Consider the following 18,261-nt stretch of genomic DNA (forward strand, 5'->3'; position numbering starts at 1 on the left):
ATCATCTAACAATATACCTGCTATTTGCATCAATTCATATTAATTACATTTAAGCATTCTGGCTCATTGACCCATATCATACCAATAATGGTTAAGTGATGTACTTCGTCTATTACTATTGAGCTATCACGCCCAGCCCTCCGTCCCATCATTACTCAATAGATTATTAAAAAATTACCATACTATTCACATAAAAACATTGCAAAACCAGGTGACAAATAAAGCAAAAAATAAAATTTATTCTATTTATTTATCAAAAACTTAAATTAAAAAACCTACTAGAATAAAATATTTTAATTATATAAGTTTACATTTAATAAAAGATATTAGATGAATTATGTAACAATATTAAGTATAAGCCTGATATCAATTGATAAATTTCGGGGGAAATAAATGGCTTTAAAAAAACTTCTTCTTTTAACCTCTTTAATTTTAAGCGCCCCATCTGTATTTTCCGCTACTGTTCCAGCCGAAGCATTTAGTAGAAGCAACTGTAAATTTTATGTTCCCAAAATCGGATATGGTTGGTATAACGAATCCATTTCTTATGATGCCTTAACAGGTCAACATAAAAATATGTATGCAAAAACGGTCCAGAAAGCGACTAACGGGAATACCCGTACTGATAATTCGAGTATTCCTGAAGGCTATCGTGTAAGAGCCGGTTTTGTAGATCCCACAACAGACGCAAGATTTTGGCAGGTTTCAGGCACTCATTATGAAACTTTAGATAGTGGGCGCGCTGTTTCACAATATACTTCAGCAAAAGACTGCAACGGTAAAATTGGTCAAATTCTATAAGGCATTATGAATAAACAAAAAACTTTTCTGATCATCGCATTTCTCATTGTAGCAATCGTATGTATTACCCTTTTTATAAAATCTCAAGGCGTTGAGGAAACTAAAAGATTAGGTAATGATAAAGAAGATCCCCCACTTTCTGAAGCCTCTACTCCATCCAACTTTAAGAAGCTCAATAATGAGAACGAAGCTATTGATAACATCCAAACTCTTCCTCCTAGCCGATCTTCTATTTTAGCTTTTGATGCAGATTTGAAATCGTTACGTGAGAGATACCCAGATGGTGTATTGTATATCACACTGGCTGAATCAAATTTGCCTAAGAATCAAAAAGAAATACTTGCCAAAGAATTTGATAATTTGAACCGTTACGGCAGTTTTAGTGGGGGTAAAGTTACACATGAGTTTGCCCATCTCGATAAAAAAAGAGCAGCTTTAAAAGAGGAAAAACCTTTAGATTTTGAGCCAACAAATACTGATAATTTATTACCTGATATGGATCTAACGGGTAAATGGTATTCTGGAGCGATTAATGAAGGGAAATACAACTCTTTATATCGTCTATATGAAAGTCGGGATGATAAGAAATTTGAAATTACTGAAATGTATCTAAACCCGAATAACAGTTCAATTGTTGAGGTTTACAAAGAGAGTCTAAACTACAATATCAACAATATTCCGATGACTCTGGAAACCTTAAAAACAGATAATGGCAATGATATCTATAATGTTCATTTTAATTATAAAGATAGGTACTACTCTTTATCGACAGAGAACCTCTCACGAGCTCAGGTCGATAATATTCTAACCGCTTTAACCAAGCACAAATAAACACTTATTAATAAATGCCAACCTTTAAAAGTTGGCATTTATAATTTTTAATTACTCAAACACACCTTCAATCTAAAAGTAACTTCTCCAATCACTAAAACTAAACTTCGAGATAGATTTAAAAAACAGAGCTGCTACAATCAACAAAATCCCTATTAAAATAAGTAACTTATCAGCATTAATAATTCCTATTGCAGATAATAAGACACCAAGCAATAGAAGAAATGCAATTACAGTAATTGTTAGTAAGCCTTGAATTTTATCAGACATCTTTTTTCCAATTTATATTTAGAAAGGAACCGGCAGAAAGATATCATTAACAGAAGTTCTAAAAAAGAACCATTACTTTTTCTAAACAAAAATCACCGTTCAAATATTTAACAAAATAGATTAATTATGCCTAATACTTAACAAAGCAACTTAATTATGTTTAACAATTATCAGATTCAATCTTAAAAAAGCTACTTGATTGAGTTTTATAAAGACTAAAACAGGTACTCATAAAAATATTACAAGTCAATTAAATTTATATATACAGACCTGTATGTATACAAATACAAACAAAGGAGCTAAACTTCAACAATATTGTAATTAATATATTATATATAATTTAAGTTACATGATTTATAACGTTATAAATCATAAAAACAAATTAATTTTAAATGAGATCACTTTATGAAAAAAGTATTACTATCTTTAGCAATGTTGATTACGGTTTCTTCTGGCGCTATGGCAGCAGATCATTCCTCTAAAAATGGTACATCTACTTTTGGTGGCTGTAGCTTTAGTTGTACAGGTGGTGGCCATTAATTTTTCTTAAAAAATATACAACCTCAGCATAGCCAGTAAAGGCCCTCATAGAGGGCTTTTACTTTTTGTGATGCCCCCTATTAAAAAAATCATATGCTTATATAAAAAACACAACTCATCCAAATCTACTTTATTGGTAAATAACAGCAAGTATCATCAGGAGTTTTAAAATGCCTTTTCTTACACATAATGGACAATCTTTATACTTTACTGATTCTGGTCGTGGTTCTACAGCCTTGGTATTTTCCCATGGATTACTAATGGATAACGAAATGTTCAATCAACAAATTGAGTTCTTCAAAGATAAATATCGCTGTATTGCCTGGGACGAAAGAGGTCATGGTCAAACTGCAAGCGACTCGATTGAACTATTCAACTACTATGATTCTGCAGATGATTTAATTGCTATTTTAGACGCATTACATATAGAGAAAGCTATACTTGTTGGGATGAGTCAAGGTGGATATCTGTCTTTGCGTTGTGCTTTAAAACACCCTAATCGGGTAAGCGGATTGGTATTGATAGACACGCAAGCCCAATTAGAAGATCAAGAAAAGTTAGTTGGTTATAAAGTTTTATTCGATGACTGGGCTGATAAAGGTTTATCTCAGGAAACTTCAGATTTCATCGCCAGTATAATTCTTGGTGAAGACTCTCCCGAAAAATTGTTATGGCAAAAAAAATGGAAAAGCTGGAAAGCACATAACCTAAGCGCTTCGTTTAATGCGCTTATCGATCGAGAAGATATATCTGAAGATATAAAGAAGCTTCATCTGCCCGCTATAGTCATTCATGGAGAAAAGGATATAGCAATTACCTTAGATCGTGCTAAAGATATGGCTATGCGCTTAAACTCTCAGCTAGTAGTTATTCCAGAAGCTGGGCATGCAGCTAATTTAACTCATGCAAAACCAGTTAACGATGCTATAGATCATTTTCTAGATAAAATCATCAATGATTCTTTATAGAAATTCGTACCTAAATCTCATGGAGTAATAATGATGATTTCTTCAGTTTAATAATTCCTTTTGGCTTTTGATGAGTACTCTTATTAAAGCTAAGCTCATCACCTGCCACATATAGCCCCTAAAAGCTCTCCTCATAGGGCTTTTACACATATTCCAACTTGAATATTGTTGTTGATCATATGAGGAGCTATGCAGCTTATTAACAGACACAAAGTGGCATTAATTCTTACTGTTAAAGGCAGATTTATTTATCTCGAATGATATTGAACGGAATACTTCAGTTCTCGGATAACTGTTTTATAAAACGGGTAGCCTCTTCTTCATTAATTGTGATGACTTGGTAAGAACCATGACCACTTGCTGAAGGAACCGTATCAATCGTAATTCTTACCATTCCATCAGGTGAGGTAAACGTAGACACAGCAACGATATGTGCCGGGTTAATATAATTTTCGGAATCTATTTTGATTAGCATGATTATCAATCCTTTTTATTTCTAATTTTTATATCAAATCAACTGTAACTCTTTTTAATTCAATTGTTTCAATGGTGTTAGGTGTGTTGCTAGAATTTTCTGATATTGAAATAAAAGTAATAAAAAATCACCTGAAGATGACGCGCCATCTAAAGAGGATTGATAAAGTAGAAATACAAAATAAGAGCCGCTAACAAAATACAGGCGAGCGTTAGATAGAACCCAACCGTATTAAAGCTTTTTAAGAATTTAACTATTTCCATATTTTTCAACCCCTTGAAAACTTACGTGAATTATCATATATTTTAAAGAAAATAGTGATTCAATTCACGATAAAAGCATCATTTCACCCGACCAGTGTCATTTTTCGCCTTCCCCTTTTTATTGGCTTCTTCCAGCAACAGATCATCCAAAGCAAAGATGCAATCGTTAAGATATTGGACCAACAGGCAGATGATTATGCTCGGCATAAACCTCATCTGTTCAAACCTAGTCGGTTGTTTTAAGCTCTTCAATTTCAAGAGTAACTTATACAATCTGGCTTTGGATCACGGACTGCTCAAATTTATTACATAGACTTTGGACTTATCCGCACGCTGTTTTTCAGCGGTCAATAACTTGTCATGTCGTTCACGCATTTTCTCGATACGCTTCTGGATAATTTCGCCTACTTTACCCTCAAAAAGTACGATGTTCTTCTTTAATCTGATCCCGTGAATCCAGCATAAATGACAATGACATGTTCAGACCTCTCATTTGATTAAGTTGAGCCTTTTCTCAAGGCAATAAAAAAACCGCTTGAAGGCGGTACGTAACAAATTACGATTATTTCAGCGCTAAAAAGCCAACTTTGTTAAAGTCGGTTTCACACAGAAAACTAGTAAATCTTGTTTAACAAGATAAAGACCACATTTCCAAACCATCCAAAATGAATAGCTCTAATCAAAAATATGTCTGAATGGGTCCTCTTCTTGATCTGAACTAGAATACTCTCTGGTTTGGGCCAGTTCTTGTTTTTTCATTTCACGTTCGAATCTCTCTGTTTCCTGTCTAGCATTCTCGTTGTCAATTGCACGTTGCTGATCTTTTCTGGCTTTCTCAGCTGCTTCTTGTTGTAATTTTACTTGTCGCTCTACTTCCATCTCTGCCATTCTTTGCGTGTGTTGTTGGAATTGCTGTTGCTTCTCTAACTCCCTCTTCAACCTATCCTGATTAGATTTCCATATAACCCCAAACATGAATATAAAACTTATACCCAGAATAATGTATGTTTTATTCATTAGCTAATGTCATTCCCCAGATAACAAAAACAAATCTTTGTAAAATCAAATCAGTTCTCTGATTTACTTAGTTTAAATTATAGCGATAGTGAATTAAAATTTAGAAAAAACAGATGAATGGAAATATTAATGCCGAGCTATTAGTAACCGACCTAACAGCAAATAAAGATCATCGTTTTACCTCAAGAATCTAGTTGATGAAGCTAAAATAAATTCAGAATTAAAATAGAATCGAAATGCACTCATCTTCAGTGGGCTTTTCCAATTTCCATCCATAGTTTAGCGATACGGTATTAGAACGCTATTCTTTTCATACCATGATGTATTCAAAGTTCACCTTATATGCACAAAAGCATTCAAGAAATAAAGGGGCAGAAATGATCTTAGAATTAGCAAAAGATTCTTTTTCTGCTCGAATGGCAATTTCTAAGAAAAATTTTAGTTAAATCATTGATTTAGCATTATATAATGCAAGCAAGCCTGTTCTTGCAGCAAATGCTCTGGCAGTATTTACCAACAATGGCCCTTTTGGAATTAATGAATATATGTATCAAAATGTCTTTGGACGTTCATATGATAGAGCAACTGTTTCTCAATATATTCAAAACTACAACTACACTCCACCTAAAAACCGTTTTTCACTATGAAAATGACATTAATCCCCGTACTAGCTATTTCATGTTTATTCTTAACATCTTGTAAAGCCTCATCTGATAAAGATGATATTGATCAATTTGTAAAAGTAGATCTGAAAAACTATGCAACTGATAACTACAGAGTTTTTATCGAAGCTAATAAGAACTTCTCTAATGATCCTGCATTAAAAGAAACGCTTTTTAATAATACATACGTAAAGCTGGAAACTGCTCGTAGTCTTTTAAGTGAAGAGTATCCTGATTGGGTGGAAGGTTTAGACCGCAATGGTTTCGATTATGCAGATCTCAATACGATATGTTGGATGACTGTCTATATGGAAAACTATGTAGGCAAAATTGGTGAGAAGTATAAAAAAGATCTTAAAGTTGAAACTCTAAGTGATGTACATCGACTCTATAAAGAAAGGGAAAAGGTCATCAAATTAAGAGATAGTAAAGAGCAAACCGCTAAAAATTTTGTTGAAGTATGTACATAGCACTCTAATCAAATCATTTAAAGTAGCCGCACTAAGCGGCTTTCTTATCCACATTAGAGCGTAAATTAGTTTCGCGAAAAAAAATCTAAAAGAAAAAACCGCCTTGAGAGGCGGTTTGTAAATCGCTGATAAAGCGAGAATTTTGGTAGGTATATCCAGACTCGAACTGGAGACCTCTACGATGTCAACGTAGTACTCATTCAATGAATTCAATAACTTAAATCTAATAGGCGCCCAAAATTTGCCCTTTATTTTTGTTACGTTAACCGTTTACATTTTGAGCGCATCATTATGAACTGTGAAAGCGTTACCTTTTAAATGATTTAATACGTAACAGTAACAACTACGTTATCTGAATAATTACCCGGAGTACTTGAAATAGTTGTTCCTTGCGGAATTCTTCCATATACATTTGTACTTTGAGCATTACCTGTACCGGTATTGGAGACACCTCCAGATCCGCCAACATTGGTTGTTCCTCCAGTTGCATCCCATACAGTACTATAGTTAGAGTCCTTGTATAACTGATACGGAATATACTGACTACTGCTATTGGCCATACGTCTAAAACCACCAGCAATGCGATTACTACCATCACCTAAGTATATGGTGTAAGGCAAGCCTGGATTACAAGTAGTATTAATGGCACCCAAAGCGGTATAGTCACGAGTTGTCGTACCAATATCATTAATATTGCCAAAATCAACATTAGAAGTTGAGTTTAATTGGCATAAAGTAGGTATCACAAAATTGGCTGTGAAAGTTGCGTTTCCAGAATCCCAACCACCGCCACTATTACCTTCACAAAGTGTGCTGGAATTCGCTTGCATATCCCAAAATAATTGGATAGTTCCCGTATATGTGCCAGTAGGAAATGCATTAATAAGCCCCGTACGTGCAGGTACTCTTACATTTAAAGAAAAATTAAATATACCGTTGTTTGCAACAGTTGATACTGGGCCATACCACACATTGGATACATGGTTAACTGTGGAAGAACCAGCTCCCCCAACAGTAGCAGTTACCGTATAAGGTAAAAATACATTACTATTTGTTGTGGTTGAGCCTGTAAATACACTTTTCATGCACATATAAGGAGATATCTGTGCGGTCGTACCGCCATTAGTGCAACGAATTGTCCCACTATAATTAATAATGGCATCATTATTAATATTAGCAGCTGTATAGGTATAAGTATTTGAAGTACTTCCAGTAACAATTGAACATGCTGCATGTGCCGGGCTAAAAAATGCATAAATTAGATATAATAATGTAATTCCTAAGAAAGCCTTTATTGTTGCTAAAAGTCTTTTGGGAGTTTCTAATTTATTTACAATATCAAATACTAACGACATACGTAAGGCCCCAATTTTTGAGTTGAGTACTGGTTGCTGTTATAGCTGAAATCAACTTGGCACGAACCATCGTCTAGAAGATCAACTTCAAGTTTATTTTGCTTTAATAGGTTTTGAATATACACTTCACCGTCATAGCCCACTACACCCTGTTGTTGTCCATTAATTTGAACTGAATAGCCTGGCGATAAAGGTGAGTTATTTCGATCAACAAGTTTGACTAATCCTGAAAGAACCTGATGCGCACCAAAGTCAATCAAGGCTCCTTGGCGATAGCCGACCACAGTTTTTTGGTCTGTAGAATTGACATTCCAGTTAAGAGGTAAATAAGAGGGATCTAAATAAATGTGATTCTCTTGATATGGCATAAGGCTAGGAATCAGAAACCGGCCGGCCTTATCTGTATAACCTAGATTAACCCCACCATTTAAGATTTGGCTGCGTGGCCCTGCATTAGTCACGACAGCATAACCATCTCCAATTTCATTGGCTGCAAAAATCCGTCCTGCAGCAGCTACCAGTGAACCCGTCGCTGAAAGTGCCACCTGGTCGTTATCTCCAAATCGATTATAACGTCCGGTCAGGGAGGCTGCGCGAGCTCTGTAAGAACCATATATTGATGCATTATTTTCATTCGCATCCTGATCTCGCTCCACATAGCCGCCCCATCCAAATGAACCGATTTGTGGATCTGACAAACCAAATATTTCTTGGCGGTAATTTACTCTACCACTGTCACTAGAAATACTTGTGATCGCATTGAGTCTGCTAGACGGCGTATAACGCAGCGCAAAATAAATACCATAGTCTTTGTTATTTTCATAATCTTTATATGCAGAGGCATAAAAGCCCCAGTTCTTGTTTATACTTCCATTTAAATTGGCAGACAGTAATTTATAAGAGTTGTCGCTATATTTAATCTGGTTATATCCCAGATAAGCGCCATAGCCTGTATAAAAATTATAACTAATCCCTGCCCTGAAAATTTCATCTGCCAGTGCGCTATAGCTTAGATAGTTTTGTGATTCGGCATTGATCGAGTTATCTTTTAAATATCTGACTTGAGATACACGGGCAAGGTCAAAATAGTTATCAAATATTTTTCGGTAACTGGTATTAAATGAAACATTCTTGCTAAGGCGCCCTTCCAGGCCAAGCAAGGCCGAATAGCCGTTTTCATCTTTATACTGGCTTGCTGCGATATCCGCATTAATTACTCCAACACCGAAAACATTTTTGGCAAATCCTGTGCCGAGATTCGAAAGACCATCTGTCGAAGCTTCCACACCACCGCTTAAAGATAATGAATTGCTGTAACCGTATCGAATCGCACCTGATGCAAAGGTGGCATCGTCATAATCATTTGATTTTAAACCATAGTTATAACGTGGAACGCCGACATCTACTGAAAACTCGTTAATGCCTTTAGCTAAAATCTTAGATGAAAAATAATAAGGCTTTTTGGTAATACTCTGCTTTCCAGTCGCATCGGTAGTTACCAGCGTGACTTCATTTCCGGAAATAAATGGAAGCTGTTTAATGTCAAATGGGCCTGAAGGTATTAGTCCTGAATAAATCTTTTGCTGGTTGACGTATAAATCAAGCGTCGAAGGCAGTGCAGCCGAGCCGGAGAATTGCGGCAATGCCGACGTCACAATATCACCTCGCTGGGTATAGGCGCTGGACCATTGGAAACCGGCAAGACGTACACTACTGCCCCAGTCAGGACTATTTGAAATAAAGTCACCTAAAGTATATATCCTGACTTTTTCAGGATCGACATATTGCCACTTACTCTCTAGACGTACCCATTTTTCATTGCTAAGACTATTTTCATCATTTCCGTTATATAACAACCCTGAAGAAAAATTACCAATCGCACTGTTAAAGATTCCCTCAATGGATCCTGCAAAACTATTTTCGTCATTTGTAATGGTGTTATACAAGCTATAGTTGAGAATAGCCGCGTTTAAGGGTTTCATCTTGAGCAAATCCGGACTGGTGATCTGTTGACCATTTAGATCCACTGCATAGCCTGTTAACATGCTTGGTGGAATATTTAAATTTAAAGATTGTTCATTCTCAAGATATTTAAATTGGATACCTTTTAGATCGTTAATACATACCCACTTGCTCTCTGGGATTTGCTCATCCAGTTTTAGTCTTAGAGCCTTTAAGTCACGGGCACGAATATAGAACTTATCGCCCTCTTGTTTTCTAACAGAAATCAAATCATAAGAAGTATTTGAATTAATAAAAACGTTTAAAAATAATTTTATATCGTTTTCCGATAACTCATCGCTATTCTTATTTGTATTAGTAGCATTACTATCTACCAAGTTTGGAATAGAAGGGATTAAAGAGTTGGTACTATCCTGCAATGGCTCAGCTAAAGCATAAATTGGGAGGTAAGCTACACATAAGGCACTTATAATATATTTCATTCATGCCTCTTTAAAGAGTAGCTTGCTTACCGTTAATATTTAATGAAATATTGTATTTATGATTTGCTTCAAATTTGAAATCAGAACCAATATTATAATTTTTTATTTTACCAGCAAGAACATAACCATTCACAGTATTTACTTTTATTGGATAGCTTTTATTGGCTGTGGTATCAACAAGCGTTAAATTATTTAAAAGCGCATGTCGATTACCAACATTGCTTATCGAGAGATATGTATTATCTTTTTCCTGTTTTATTGACCAATTCAGCTTAGTAATTGCATCCTTATTTACCACAAACACAGGCAATGACGAACGGAGTAGTACATTAACCCCTTGGGCTGCTTTACGGCTATCAACCGGCTTTGGTAACTCGTCAATAATAATACGATAGGTTTTTTCTCCAGAAATAGCTACTGGATTAATTCTGACTACCCTTAAATTATAAGAATCATTGGGCTTTAATTTTAAAAATGGTGGACTAACTGCAATCTCTTCGGTAGGAATTAGTTGATCTTGCCCACTTTCTTGTATCCATTCAAATACACGCACCTGTACATCAGTAGCTTCATTTGACTGGTTATTTATACTAATTGAAGATGCTGATTGATCACTCAACATTTCCACATTCACAGGTGAAATTCGAATTGTAGCCGCATTAACGGTACCAGACAGAGATAAGAATAAACTTGTAAGAATAAAAATATTTTTTCTCATAATATGCCCAGATCTGTTTTTTTAATTGAGCTAGCCCTTTTAAATAAGAGCTAGTAATGAAACACAAAACAATTAAAAATTAATATGTTACCGTAACAGTTACAGTATCAAGATAGCTACCTGCGCTTGGCAAAGCTGAACCAGCAGGGATACGACCATAGACGTTAACCGTTTGAACTAGACCTGTACCAGTACCGCTATATGCTGATGTAGCAATACCAATTGCTGTTGTGCGGTTAGTATCTGAGAAAAGGTTATAAGGAATATATTCGTTGCTTGTTGCACCGCCAATCATACGACGTTGAGTCGTTTGAGCGTTTTTACCACCATCAAAAGCTAGAGTCCATGGCACAGTGTTATTACATAACACTTTAATAGCTGTACCACCTGTTGTTGTAGTATCTGCATCTACATTGCTAGCAAGTGAACTTAATGTACCGAAATCTAAAACGGCATTAGCAGTGGTACCTGTTGCAGAAGTGTTTAAAACACAACTATTTGTAATAGTAGCTTTAACAGTTAATGTACCAGTAGCTGATGCTGCATTTGCGGCATTGATAGACATTAAGCCTAGAGAAATAGCAGATAAACAAATGAGAGACTTTTTCATGGATTGAAACCTTTTTACATTTTGAGAATTAGAATAGATGTAAAAACTAGCCTTCCTCATCACAATCATTAGCTTTATTGACTGCTTTTATTAAAGCGTTATTTTTTTACACTATGGTGCGCATAATACAGAAATTATCTGCATCGAATCACCTTTTTTTATTTGAATTTTCTATAGAAATACTAAATTTACATAAGTTAACCGATTAATAACAACAAAAATACAATAAAATCAAGTTATTGATTTTTATGCAATTTTAAGGATAATTTTTTAATTATTTTTTAAAAGAAATTTATTTTATATTTTTTCTTTAATTTTCAATTAATTAATTTTAAATTTTTAGATCATAGGGCTATTACTAAATACAATAACTTACTAAACTAAAATTTATTTAAGTTTTTGATAGTTAATTATGTTTTTTGAAAAGAGACACATCAAATTTATTAAATCATCTAGTTATTATTTTAGTTACAAGGAATTGAATAACTGAAATAGTCACTTACATTTTTAAAGAATATTCGAGAAAAATACAAGAAAGCTTATTAAATGCTTAAAGCAAGTATATGCTATCTGATGTAGCCTAGATCAAGATTTTGATAAATATGTGCGCTAACTTCGAACCCATCGCTCGAAACCGAGCACTACTCCTCAATCTGCTTGAACCCACATTCGAGTACAAAGCAGATCTTTATCCTGGCTACGGCGGGCCTATTCTTATTTTGACCGAGCACGGGATCGAATGGAGATCTGCCCGTTTCGGTCTGGTACCAAACTGGGTGGACGATATTAAAAAAGTTAAAAATACATATAACGCCCGTTCTGAGACGGTGGCCACAAAGCCTAGCTTTCGCCACGCCTGGGCAAAGAATCAATTTTGCTTAATTCCAGTCGAGACCATCTTTGAACCAAAATATATTGATGGCAAGTCTCATTGGTACGGGATCTACCGTCAAGACGATATGCCGTTTACTGTTGCCGGTATTTATGAATATGCGACTATCAACGGCGAACCTGTAGTATCAATGAGCATGCTAACAATCAACGCTGACATGCACCCATTTATGAAACAGTTCCACGCTCCTAGCGATGAAAAGAGATCGATCGTGGTAATTCCAAAGGGTCGCCGAAAGGATTGGCTTACCTGCAGCAATAGAGAAGCTCGGGATTTTTTGGTTGATATGCCACCCGATGAATACACTGCAGCGCCGAAAAATGAAATGCATAAATTCCGACCAAATGCACATTTTTAAGCGACAAGTTATGACTTCCCTTTGTTTAAGCAGAAAATTTAAAATTTGTTAACTTTGTGGGCCATAGTCTATCATCTTGATTATGTAACAAATTCAAGAGGTATCTATGAGCTCTTCATCCCAAATCATCGAAATCAAGAATCATTTTAGGCGTGAGTACTTCTCTGATATAGGGTCTATTTCACTTATTGAGCCCTCTATTAGAATGCAGATTTCAGTTGCGATCGAGAAGGTATCAGCGGGTTTTCCATCGCCGGCACAAGACTACATCGACAAAAAAATAGATATGAACGAGCACTTGATCCAGAATGAGTGCGCCACTTTCATTGTCAAAGTAGCATCACTGTCAATGATAAACGCCGGTATTGATATCGATGATGAGCTCATAGTTGATCGTAGCCTTGAAGCCAAGCATAGAGATATCATTGTCGCTTTGGTTGATAACGATTTCACAGTCAAACGATTGATGATGGATGAAACAGGTATCTGGTTAAAAGCTGAAAATCCAGAATACAGCAATATATATTTAAACGATGGCCAACAATTAGAAATCTGGGGTGTCGTTACTTTTGTATTGAAGAATACAAGAAAGTCATGAAGTCCGAAAATAAAGTATTTGCACTCGTAGATGTGAACAATTGCTACGTCAGCTGCGAACGTATGTTTAATCCAAACTTACGTGATAAGCCGGTCATTGTCTTGAGCAACAACGATGGTTGCGCCGTGGCTAGATCCAATGAGGCCAAGGCTTTAGGTATTAAGATGGGTGTTCCCCTATTTCAGATCAAAGATATTGTTCAAAAGCACAATGTCCAAGTGCTTTCCAGTAACTATGCTCTCTATGCTGAAATGTCTCGCCGTTTTCACAAGATCCTTGCCCAATATGTTACAGAAGCCGAGCAAGAGATTTATTCAATAGATGAGTGCTTTTTAGACCTGACCGCTTATTACCAGAATTATGATTTAACCGAGTATGGCCAAGACATGCGGCAGAAGATATTAAAATGGATCGGACTACCTGTCTGTGTTGGTATAGGTCGATCAAAGACTGAAGCAAAAATTTCAAATCACATAGCTAAGAAAAATCCAGCTTTTGATGGCGTTTGTGATTTAGTGAATATGGATCTGTGCAATAAAGAGGATTACCTTGCGCAGATTGATGTTTCTGAAGTCTGGGGAGTTGGACGAAAAATATCAAAGAAGCTTCAGGCAATGGGCGTTAATACTGTACTTGATTTAGCAAGCTCAAATCCGCGAGAGATGCAAAAGCGCTTCTCTATTGTCATGGCCCGCACAGTAGCTGAACTACAGGGAATCTCATGCATTGAGGTAGAACATACACCACCAAGTAAAAAGCAGATCATAAAATCTTGTTCATTTGGGGCACGTGTTACTGAACTAAATGATCTTAAAGAAGCTATTGGAATGCATGCACAAGAAGCATGTATAAGAATGCGCGAGCAAGAACAACTCTGCGGTACCATTATCGCTTTTGTTCAATCAAGTCCGTTCGACCCGGAAGAGCCCTTTTACAATAAGTCTCTTAGCTACACTTTCCCAGAGCCTACAGATTACGCCCCCGATCTAGCGAAAGCTGCCACATTAATGCTGAATCATATTTATAAGAAAGGTATTAAATATAAGAAGTGCGGCGTCTTGTTGACGTGCTTAGAGCCAAAGACCGGTCATACTTACGACCTACTGACAGACTTAAACGAGGTTGAAAGAAAAGAACGCTTGATGACCACATTAGAGGGTGTACACAAAAAATTCGGAAAGAAAAAAATTGCTATTGGCCCTTGCTTTCTTCCTGAACGTAACTGGTGCATGAGCCGCGACAAGTTAAGTAAAAACCCATTCCGATGGGATGAATTATTAATTATAAAGGACTAGAATAAATAAGTTTTTTCAAAAAAAATAAGTTCATGCACCCTCAAGCCCGAAAGTTCATTATCGACGTATGTGGATTCGTTACTTCGCTCACAATAATCTATTTCTTTTTCTCTTTATGGTTATTTTCATATAATCAAATTGATGAGCCTTTAAAAGAATCTTGGTCTGTAACAGTCGGTTTTTTATCAGCAGCGGCTACCATTGGCGCAGCAATCATAGCGGCAAAGCTGATTTCAAATTGGAAACAGCAAAGTCAATATAATGAAATTATTAAAAATTTATGCCTATTCCCTCAATTAACGAAGCAGTTGATTGATTCAATTCAAGCGTTAAGAGAAGATGAAAGTATTTTCAATTACCTTAATCAATACTTTGACGATGAAGCGGAAAAAGGCATTCACTTCAAAAAACCAGATTTCAGTATCGTTGACTCAAAAATGGATGAAATACGTAAAATAGCCTTCCAAATCGAGGTACTAAGTAATTATCAAAAAGTAATCTTTAGTGAAACAGAGGGTTTTAATACATTTTTAGATTTAGACGTTAAAATCAAGCTACTACAGACAGACATGGCAGCCTTGGGAACCACTTTTCCAGATGGTGCTTATAACAGAAAAAAGAGTGATAAAAATATACGTATAGCTTTTAACTGTAGCTCAAAAATAATGAGGAAATATGGCAATCAGTATAGTCATTTAGAACGTAGCGAGTTATTTGAAATGAATCAAAATATAAATGAGATTAGAAAAGATATTAAAGACTATAGAAATTGGCTTGAAGATCTAAATCCATAATATTTAAGCTTATTAAATTTGTGTAATAAAATGCCAATTGTTGAAAATTGGCATTTTATTTGGTTTATATAATTTTCAATAACTTAAGTTGTCGACCATTAACCAGGATCTCATCTGCAGACAAGTTGGCCACAAAATTTTATTGGCACATAATGCCAATCAAAGTGCTTTCACACAGATACCAACGTGTACGTTGTTATTGATCGTATGCGCAGTGCACCCGGATAAAACGACAAAGCTAAATATTAATAAAATGATTATTTTAAAAATAGTTCACGCTCCGTTTTACGTCTCCGAACAAGACCGTTGAGAACTTGTCCCTTTGACTTATTCCACACAAGAAACTGATCCGCAGCCCCCCGGTAATTCCCGGCATTAAGCATTTCTAATAGTGTTGAATTTTTAAATGCTGTTTCGCCGATGTTGTAAGTCAGACTCACCAGCGCATCGAATTGATTTTGTGAAAGCGGCACAGCTACAGATCCATTAACTGTACGCTCGAATCGGTTTAAATCATGCGCAAAGTAAGCTTTGGCCTGAGCTTCGGTACATTTATCCACTTGTTTAACTCGATTACCATTTGGGTAAACGGTGGTACCAAAACCGATAGTCCACACTCCAGCCGGACAAAGGTACGCTGATAATTTTAAGTCTTCAAAGCTGGTAATTAGGTTGATCCCTGTCTGACTTGTTGTCATACCCGAACCAGCCATAAGACCATCTACCACCTTATTCAATTCATCAACTTGCGCCTGTGTAAGTTTACCGCCTGCTAATACACGCGCTTCATCAAAGAATGGTTTTCTATTCATTTCACTTTTCCTTAGGCAATAAAAAACCGCCTTGCGGCGGTTTAGGGTTGGTTTTCTATCTTATAGATGAGATAGCGCTTATCTATAACTTGATTAACTATAGGTTTTCTTAACTTGTCTTGCAGCTTATCTGGTAGTAGGTCCCCATTTTCCAGATATAACCATTTATAGACTGGGATAATTCTAACTTGACAGTTTATGTCCAATCCAACTTTAGGATCGACAACTTGTCTAATTTTGATCATCTCTCCTGAATCAAGGTCTTGCAGGGTGATGATGGGCATGAATAGCTCCTATATGAGGAACCTTTTTATACCATAAAACCCAACAACTGCTAATTTAAAGTTCATTAATTTTCAAAACCTTATGTAAAAATATGATTAAACAGGACTATCTTTTTTCTTCTCCTGCTCAGAGCTGCCGAAATAAAAACCACAGGCTGTTGTCATTGCTCCAGCAATGAAACCTAAGGCAGTATTGATCAGGTTGCTGTTTTCCCGTGGCATATCCACAAAAAATAAAGCAATCACCAGGACAAACATCAGCCCAACCAATGCAAAGGCCAGATAAGCCCGAGTCTGTTCACTTGTCATCACAATCCCCTTTTAAACGTTCTTTATTCTGCTCATATTGCTTCTTACGCAATTCATGGATCTCCTGGGCTCGCTTATCATCACGCCGTTTAAAATACAGTGTCGTAAAAAAGGTAATTACACCGATAAAGACTGAGGCCCATACTGCCCAATCAATGCTTGCTGCATACGCTGCCACTGATAACCCCGCTGATGTATATGAAACCTTGGATGCTGTTGCTGCGATTGTGTTTGTAGCAGCTTCAACCGCGCTTGCTGCCTGTTCTTGCATTTCCTGTCTCCAATAGACAATAAAAAAGCACCCGTTGGGGTGCTTATAAAAAGATTTAAGACTGTTAAAGTGTTTGTAAAATTTGACCTCCATTGATTATCTGTAAGGTCAGTAACGGTGCACCAATAATGGCCGGTCCACCTGGTCCTGGCTCACCCTCAAGTGTTCCGTGATAGTTCCAGTTCCAAGTCCCGGTATTAACTGACTTGGTACCGCGTTGGCCCCAGCCACCACCATTACCAGAAAACGGTGATCCATAATCGCCAGTCACTCTTTGATAACCTCTGCCTGGAATATCTCTCTGGGCATCAGTAATCTTATCGGTCTGGTAATTGTTATTAAAATAGCCCCTGAATTGCGGTACTTCGCTAGACGTTGGAACAAAACTCAGCGCCATGCCAAACGGTGCACCGCCGCCACCACATGTACCCTGCATTGCATAGCTATATCGTGTACTACGTCCACTTGGAGTGGCACCACCACCGGATCCACCACGCGCAACAATACCGCCATCGATGATCAGATTCACTTTAGAATGACGCACCAATAAGCCTGGTGCTCCGATACTGCCGTCACGTCGAGTTTTGGTGAATGCATTCTCATAGTCATTCCCATCATAGAAAGCTGCATGAGCAATACCACCATCACCACCACGCCCCACAATTGCTCCTTTAATAGTGAGGTTCACCACCAGATCTGGTGGAAACTCTCCAGTATCAATGGCTGAAATTTCTGGTAGTTCAGGCACTACATATTTAACTGAAGCAAAATCCCGACTATGTTTATAAATAAGCTCTGTGTACGGACGAAAAGCACTTGAACTGCACACCAGTACACCAGGCTCTACTACAAAGTTAATGACTCCAGAGACTGGCAACTCGCCTCTCTGCATCTGGTACAACCGAGCCAGATTGATATCAAGCTGGTCATAACGGATATAGATCGGGCTATCGTCAATCGGGGTGTCGGTATAGTCCTTATCGTTCAGGTAATAGCGATCATCGTAATTGATGGCGGTGATTTTATTGCTCGTCTTGCCTACAGGTTCCTTCTTGGCCACCAGATAAGGTAAAGAGCCTTTGGTATCATCGCTCACCACGATATAGGTGGTGTTGATGTAATCCTCAGGATTTAGCTTAAGCGGACCATTTGGCAAACGTCCTAACACAACTTTATTTGAGGCCGCACCTGCAGTCACCGGAATCAGGTCCACGCTGCCATCAC

20 protein-coding genes and 2 pseudogenes are annotated in these 18,261 nt (G+C 36.8%); 10 read left to right on the top strand and 12 right to left on the bottom strand.

Annotated features, from left to right (window positions below):
• Nucleotides 1-393 precede the first annotated feature (393 nt).
• Nucleotides 394-801, top strand: a complete 408-nt coding sequence (locus ACNQO6_RS15130; protein ID WP_343581126.1) for a hypothetical protein — start codon at nt 394-396, stop codon at nt 799-801.
• Between the two features lie 6 nt (nt 802-807).
• A complete protein-coding gene (locus ACNQO6_RS15135; protein WP_440209499.1) occupies nt 808-1,632 on the top strand; it encodes a hypothetical protein in 825 nt (274 codons plus the stop codon).
• A 72-nt stretch (nt 1,633-1,704) separates the two neighbouring features.
• Here the strand turns inward: ACNQO6_RS15135 and ACNQO6_RS15140 are convergent, their stop codons facing one another.
• The gene (locus ACNQO6_RS15140; protein ID WP_440209500.1) at nt 1,705-1,902 is read right to left on the bottom strand and encodes a hypothetical protein; all 198 of its coding nucleotides are present in this window, start codon (nt 1,900-1,902) and stop codon (nt 1,705-1,707) included.
• 405 nt (nt 1,903-2,307) lie between these two features.
• Here ACNQO6_RS15140 and ACNQO6_RS15145 point away from each other — a divergent pair, with 405 nt between their 5' ends.
• Together ACNQO6_RS15145 and ACNQO6_RS15150 are read left to right on the top strand one after the other, a co-directional pair.
• A complete protein-coding gene (locus ACNQO6_RS15145; protein ID WP_343581121.1) occupies nt 2,308-2,442 on the top strand; it encodes a hypothetical protein in 135 nt (44 codons plus the stop codon).
• Between the two features lie 170 nt (nt 2,443-2,612).
• Nucleotides 2,613-3,410 (top strand): alpha/beta fold hydrolase, encoded by a 798-nt coding sequence (locus tag ACNQO6_RS15150; RefSeq protein WP_343581120.1) that lies wholly within the window; start codon nt 2,613-2,615, stop codon nt 3,408-3,410.
• A 277-nt stretch (nt 3,411-3,687) separates the two neighbouring features.
• Here ACNQO6_RS15150 and ACNQO6_RS15155 read toward each other — a convergent pair whose 3' ends face one another.
• Nucleotides 3,688-3,885, bottom strand: a complete 198-nt coding sequence (locus ACNQO6_RS15155) for a hypothetical protein (protein WP_343581119.1) — start codon at nt 3,883-3,885, stop codon at nt 3,688-3,690.
• A 938-nt stretch (nt 3,886-4,823) separates the two neighbouring features.
• Nucleotides 4,824-5,165 (bottom strand): hypothetical protein, encoded by a 342-nt coding sequence (locus ACNQO6_RS15160; protein ID WP_440209501.1) that lies wholly within the window; start codon nt 5,163-5,165, stop codon nt 4,824-4,826.
• Nucleotides 5,166-5,443: 278 nt separating this feature from the next.
• On the opposite strand from ACNQO6_RS15160, the pseudogene ACNQO6_RS15165 reads away from it, so the two are divergent.
• A pseudogene (locus tag ACNQO6_RS15165) lies at nt 5,444-5,812 on the top strand (hypothetical protein); the annotation flags it as partial.
• Nucleotides 5,809-6,297 (top strand): hypothetical protein, encoded by a 489-nt coding sequence (locus ACNQO6_RS15170; protein WP_440209502.1) that lies wholly within the window; start codon nt 5,809-5,811, stop codon nt 6,295-6,297. The pseudogene ACNQO6_RS15165 and the gene ACNQO6_RS15170, both read left to right, overlap by 4 nt.
• A 323-nt stretch (nt 6,298-6,620) precedes the next feature.
• Here the strand turns inward: ACNQO6_RS15170 and ACNQO6_RS15175 are convergent, their stop codons facing one another.
• The 4 genes from ACNQO6_RS15175 to ACNQO6_RS15190 form a co-directional block, all read right to left on the bottom strand.
• On the bottom strand, nt 6,621-7,652 hold the full coding sequence (locus ACNQO6_RS15175) for a Csu type fimbrial protein (protein ID WP_440209503.1): 1,032 nt from the start codon (nt 7,650-7,652) through the stop codon (nt 6,621-6,623).
• On the bottom strand, nt 7,643-10,096 hold the full coding sequence (locus ACNQO6_RS15180; protein ID WP_440209504.1) for a fimbria/pilus outer membrane usher protein: 2,454 nt from the start codon (nt 10,094-10,096) through the stop codon (nt 7,643-7,645). Before ACNQO6_RS15180 ends, ACNQO6_RS15175 begins: the two co-directional genes overlap by 10 nt.
• Before the next feature lie 10 nt (nt 10,097-10,106).
• Nucleotides 10,107-10,814, bottom strand: a complete 708-nt coding sequence (locus tag ACNQO6_RS15185) for a fimbrial biogenesis chaperone (protein WP_440209505.1) — start codon at nt 10,812-10,814, stop codon at nt 10,107-10,109.
• Between the two features lie 79 nt (nt 10,815-10,893).
• Nucleotides 10,894-11,424, bottom strand: a complete 531-nt coding sequence (locus ACNQO6_RS15190) for a Csu type fimbrial protein (RefSeq protein ID WP_440209506.1) — start codon at nt 11,422-11,424, stop codon at nt 10,894-10,896.
• 602 nt (nt 11,425-12,026) lie between these two features.
• On the opposite strand from ACNQO6_RS15190, the gene ACNQO6_RS15195 reads away from it, so the two are divergent.
• The 4 genes from ACNQO6_RS15195 to ACNQO6_RS15210 all read left to right on the top strand — a co-directional run bounded on the left by ACNQO6_RS15195 (nt 12,027) and on the right by ACNQO6_RS15210 (nt 15,361).
• On the top strand, nt 12,027-12,674 hold the full coding sequence (locus tag ACNQO6_RS15195) for an SOS response-associated peptidase (protein WP_440209507.1): 648 nt from the start codon (nt 12,027-12,029) through the stop codon (nt 12,672-12,674).
• Nucleotides 12,675-12,780: 106 nt separating this feature from the next.
• A complete protein-coding gene (locus ACNQO6_RS15200; RefSeq protein ID WP_032881403.1) occupies nt 12,781-13,272 on the top strand; it encodes a LexA family protein in 492 nt (163 codons plus the stop codon).
• The gene (locus ACNQO6_RS15205) at nt 13,269-14,567 is read left to right on the top strand and encodes a Y-family DNA polymerase (protein ID WP_440209508.1); all 1,299 of its coding nucleotides are present in this window, start codon (nt 13,269-13,271) and stop codon (nt 14,565-14,567) included. The genes ACNQO6_RS15200 and ACNQO6_RS15205 overlap by 4 nt, the downstream gene beginning before the upstream one ends.
• Before the next feature lie 32 nt (nt 14,568-14,599).
• Nucleotides 14,600-15,361, top strand: coding sequence for a hypothetical protein (locus ACNQO6_RS15210; protein ID WP_440209509.1), 762 nt, complete (start codon nt 14,600-14,602; stop codon nt 15,359-15,361).
• 257 nt (nt 15,362-15,618) lie between these two features.
• Here ACNQO6_RS15210 and ACNQO6_RS15215 read toward each other — a convergent pair whose 3' ends face one another.
• From ACNQO6_RS15215 to ACNQO6_RS15235, 5 genes and pseudogenes are all read right to left on the bottom strand, one after another.
• Entirely contained in the window at nt 15,619-16,173 is a 555-nt protein-coding gene (locus ACNQO6_RS15215) for a lysozyme (RefSeq protein WP_440209510.1), read from the bottom strand.
• Nucleotides 16,174-16,214: 41 nt separating this feature from the next.
• Nucleotides 16,215-16,457 (bottom strand): hypothetical protein, encoded by a 243-nt coding sequence (locus tag ACNQO6_RS15220; RefSeq protein WP_440209511.1) that lies wholly within the window; start codon nt 16,455-16,457, stop codon nt 16,215-16,217.
• Nucleotides 16,458-16,553: 96 nt separating this feature from the next.
• Nucleotides 16,554-16,766, bottom strand: a complete 213-nt coding sequence (locus tag ACNQO6_RS15225; RefSeq protein ID WP_200045674.1) for a hypothetical protein — start codon at nt 16,764-16,766, stop codon at nt 16,554-16,556.
• A complete protein-coding gene (locus ACNQO6_RS15230) occupies nt 16,756-17,037 on the bottom strand; it encodes a phage holin (RefSeq protein WP_009511727.1) in 282 nt (93 codons plus the stop codon). The genes ACNQO6_RS15225 and ACNQO6_RS15230 overlap by 11 nt, the downstream gene beginning before the upstream one ends.
• A gap of 64 nt (nt 17,038-17,101) precedes the next feature.
• Nucleotides 17,102-18,261 (bottom strand): annotated as a pseudogene (locus tag ACNQO6_RS15235) (host specificity factor TipJ family phage tail protein); the annotation flags it as partial.

It is taken from the genome of Acinetobacter calcoaceticus, from assembly GCF_051947995.1.
Taxonomy (GTDB): Bacteria; Pseudomonadota; Gammaproteobacteria; order Pseudomonadales; family Moraxellaceae; genus Acinetobacter.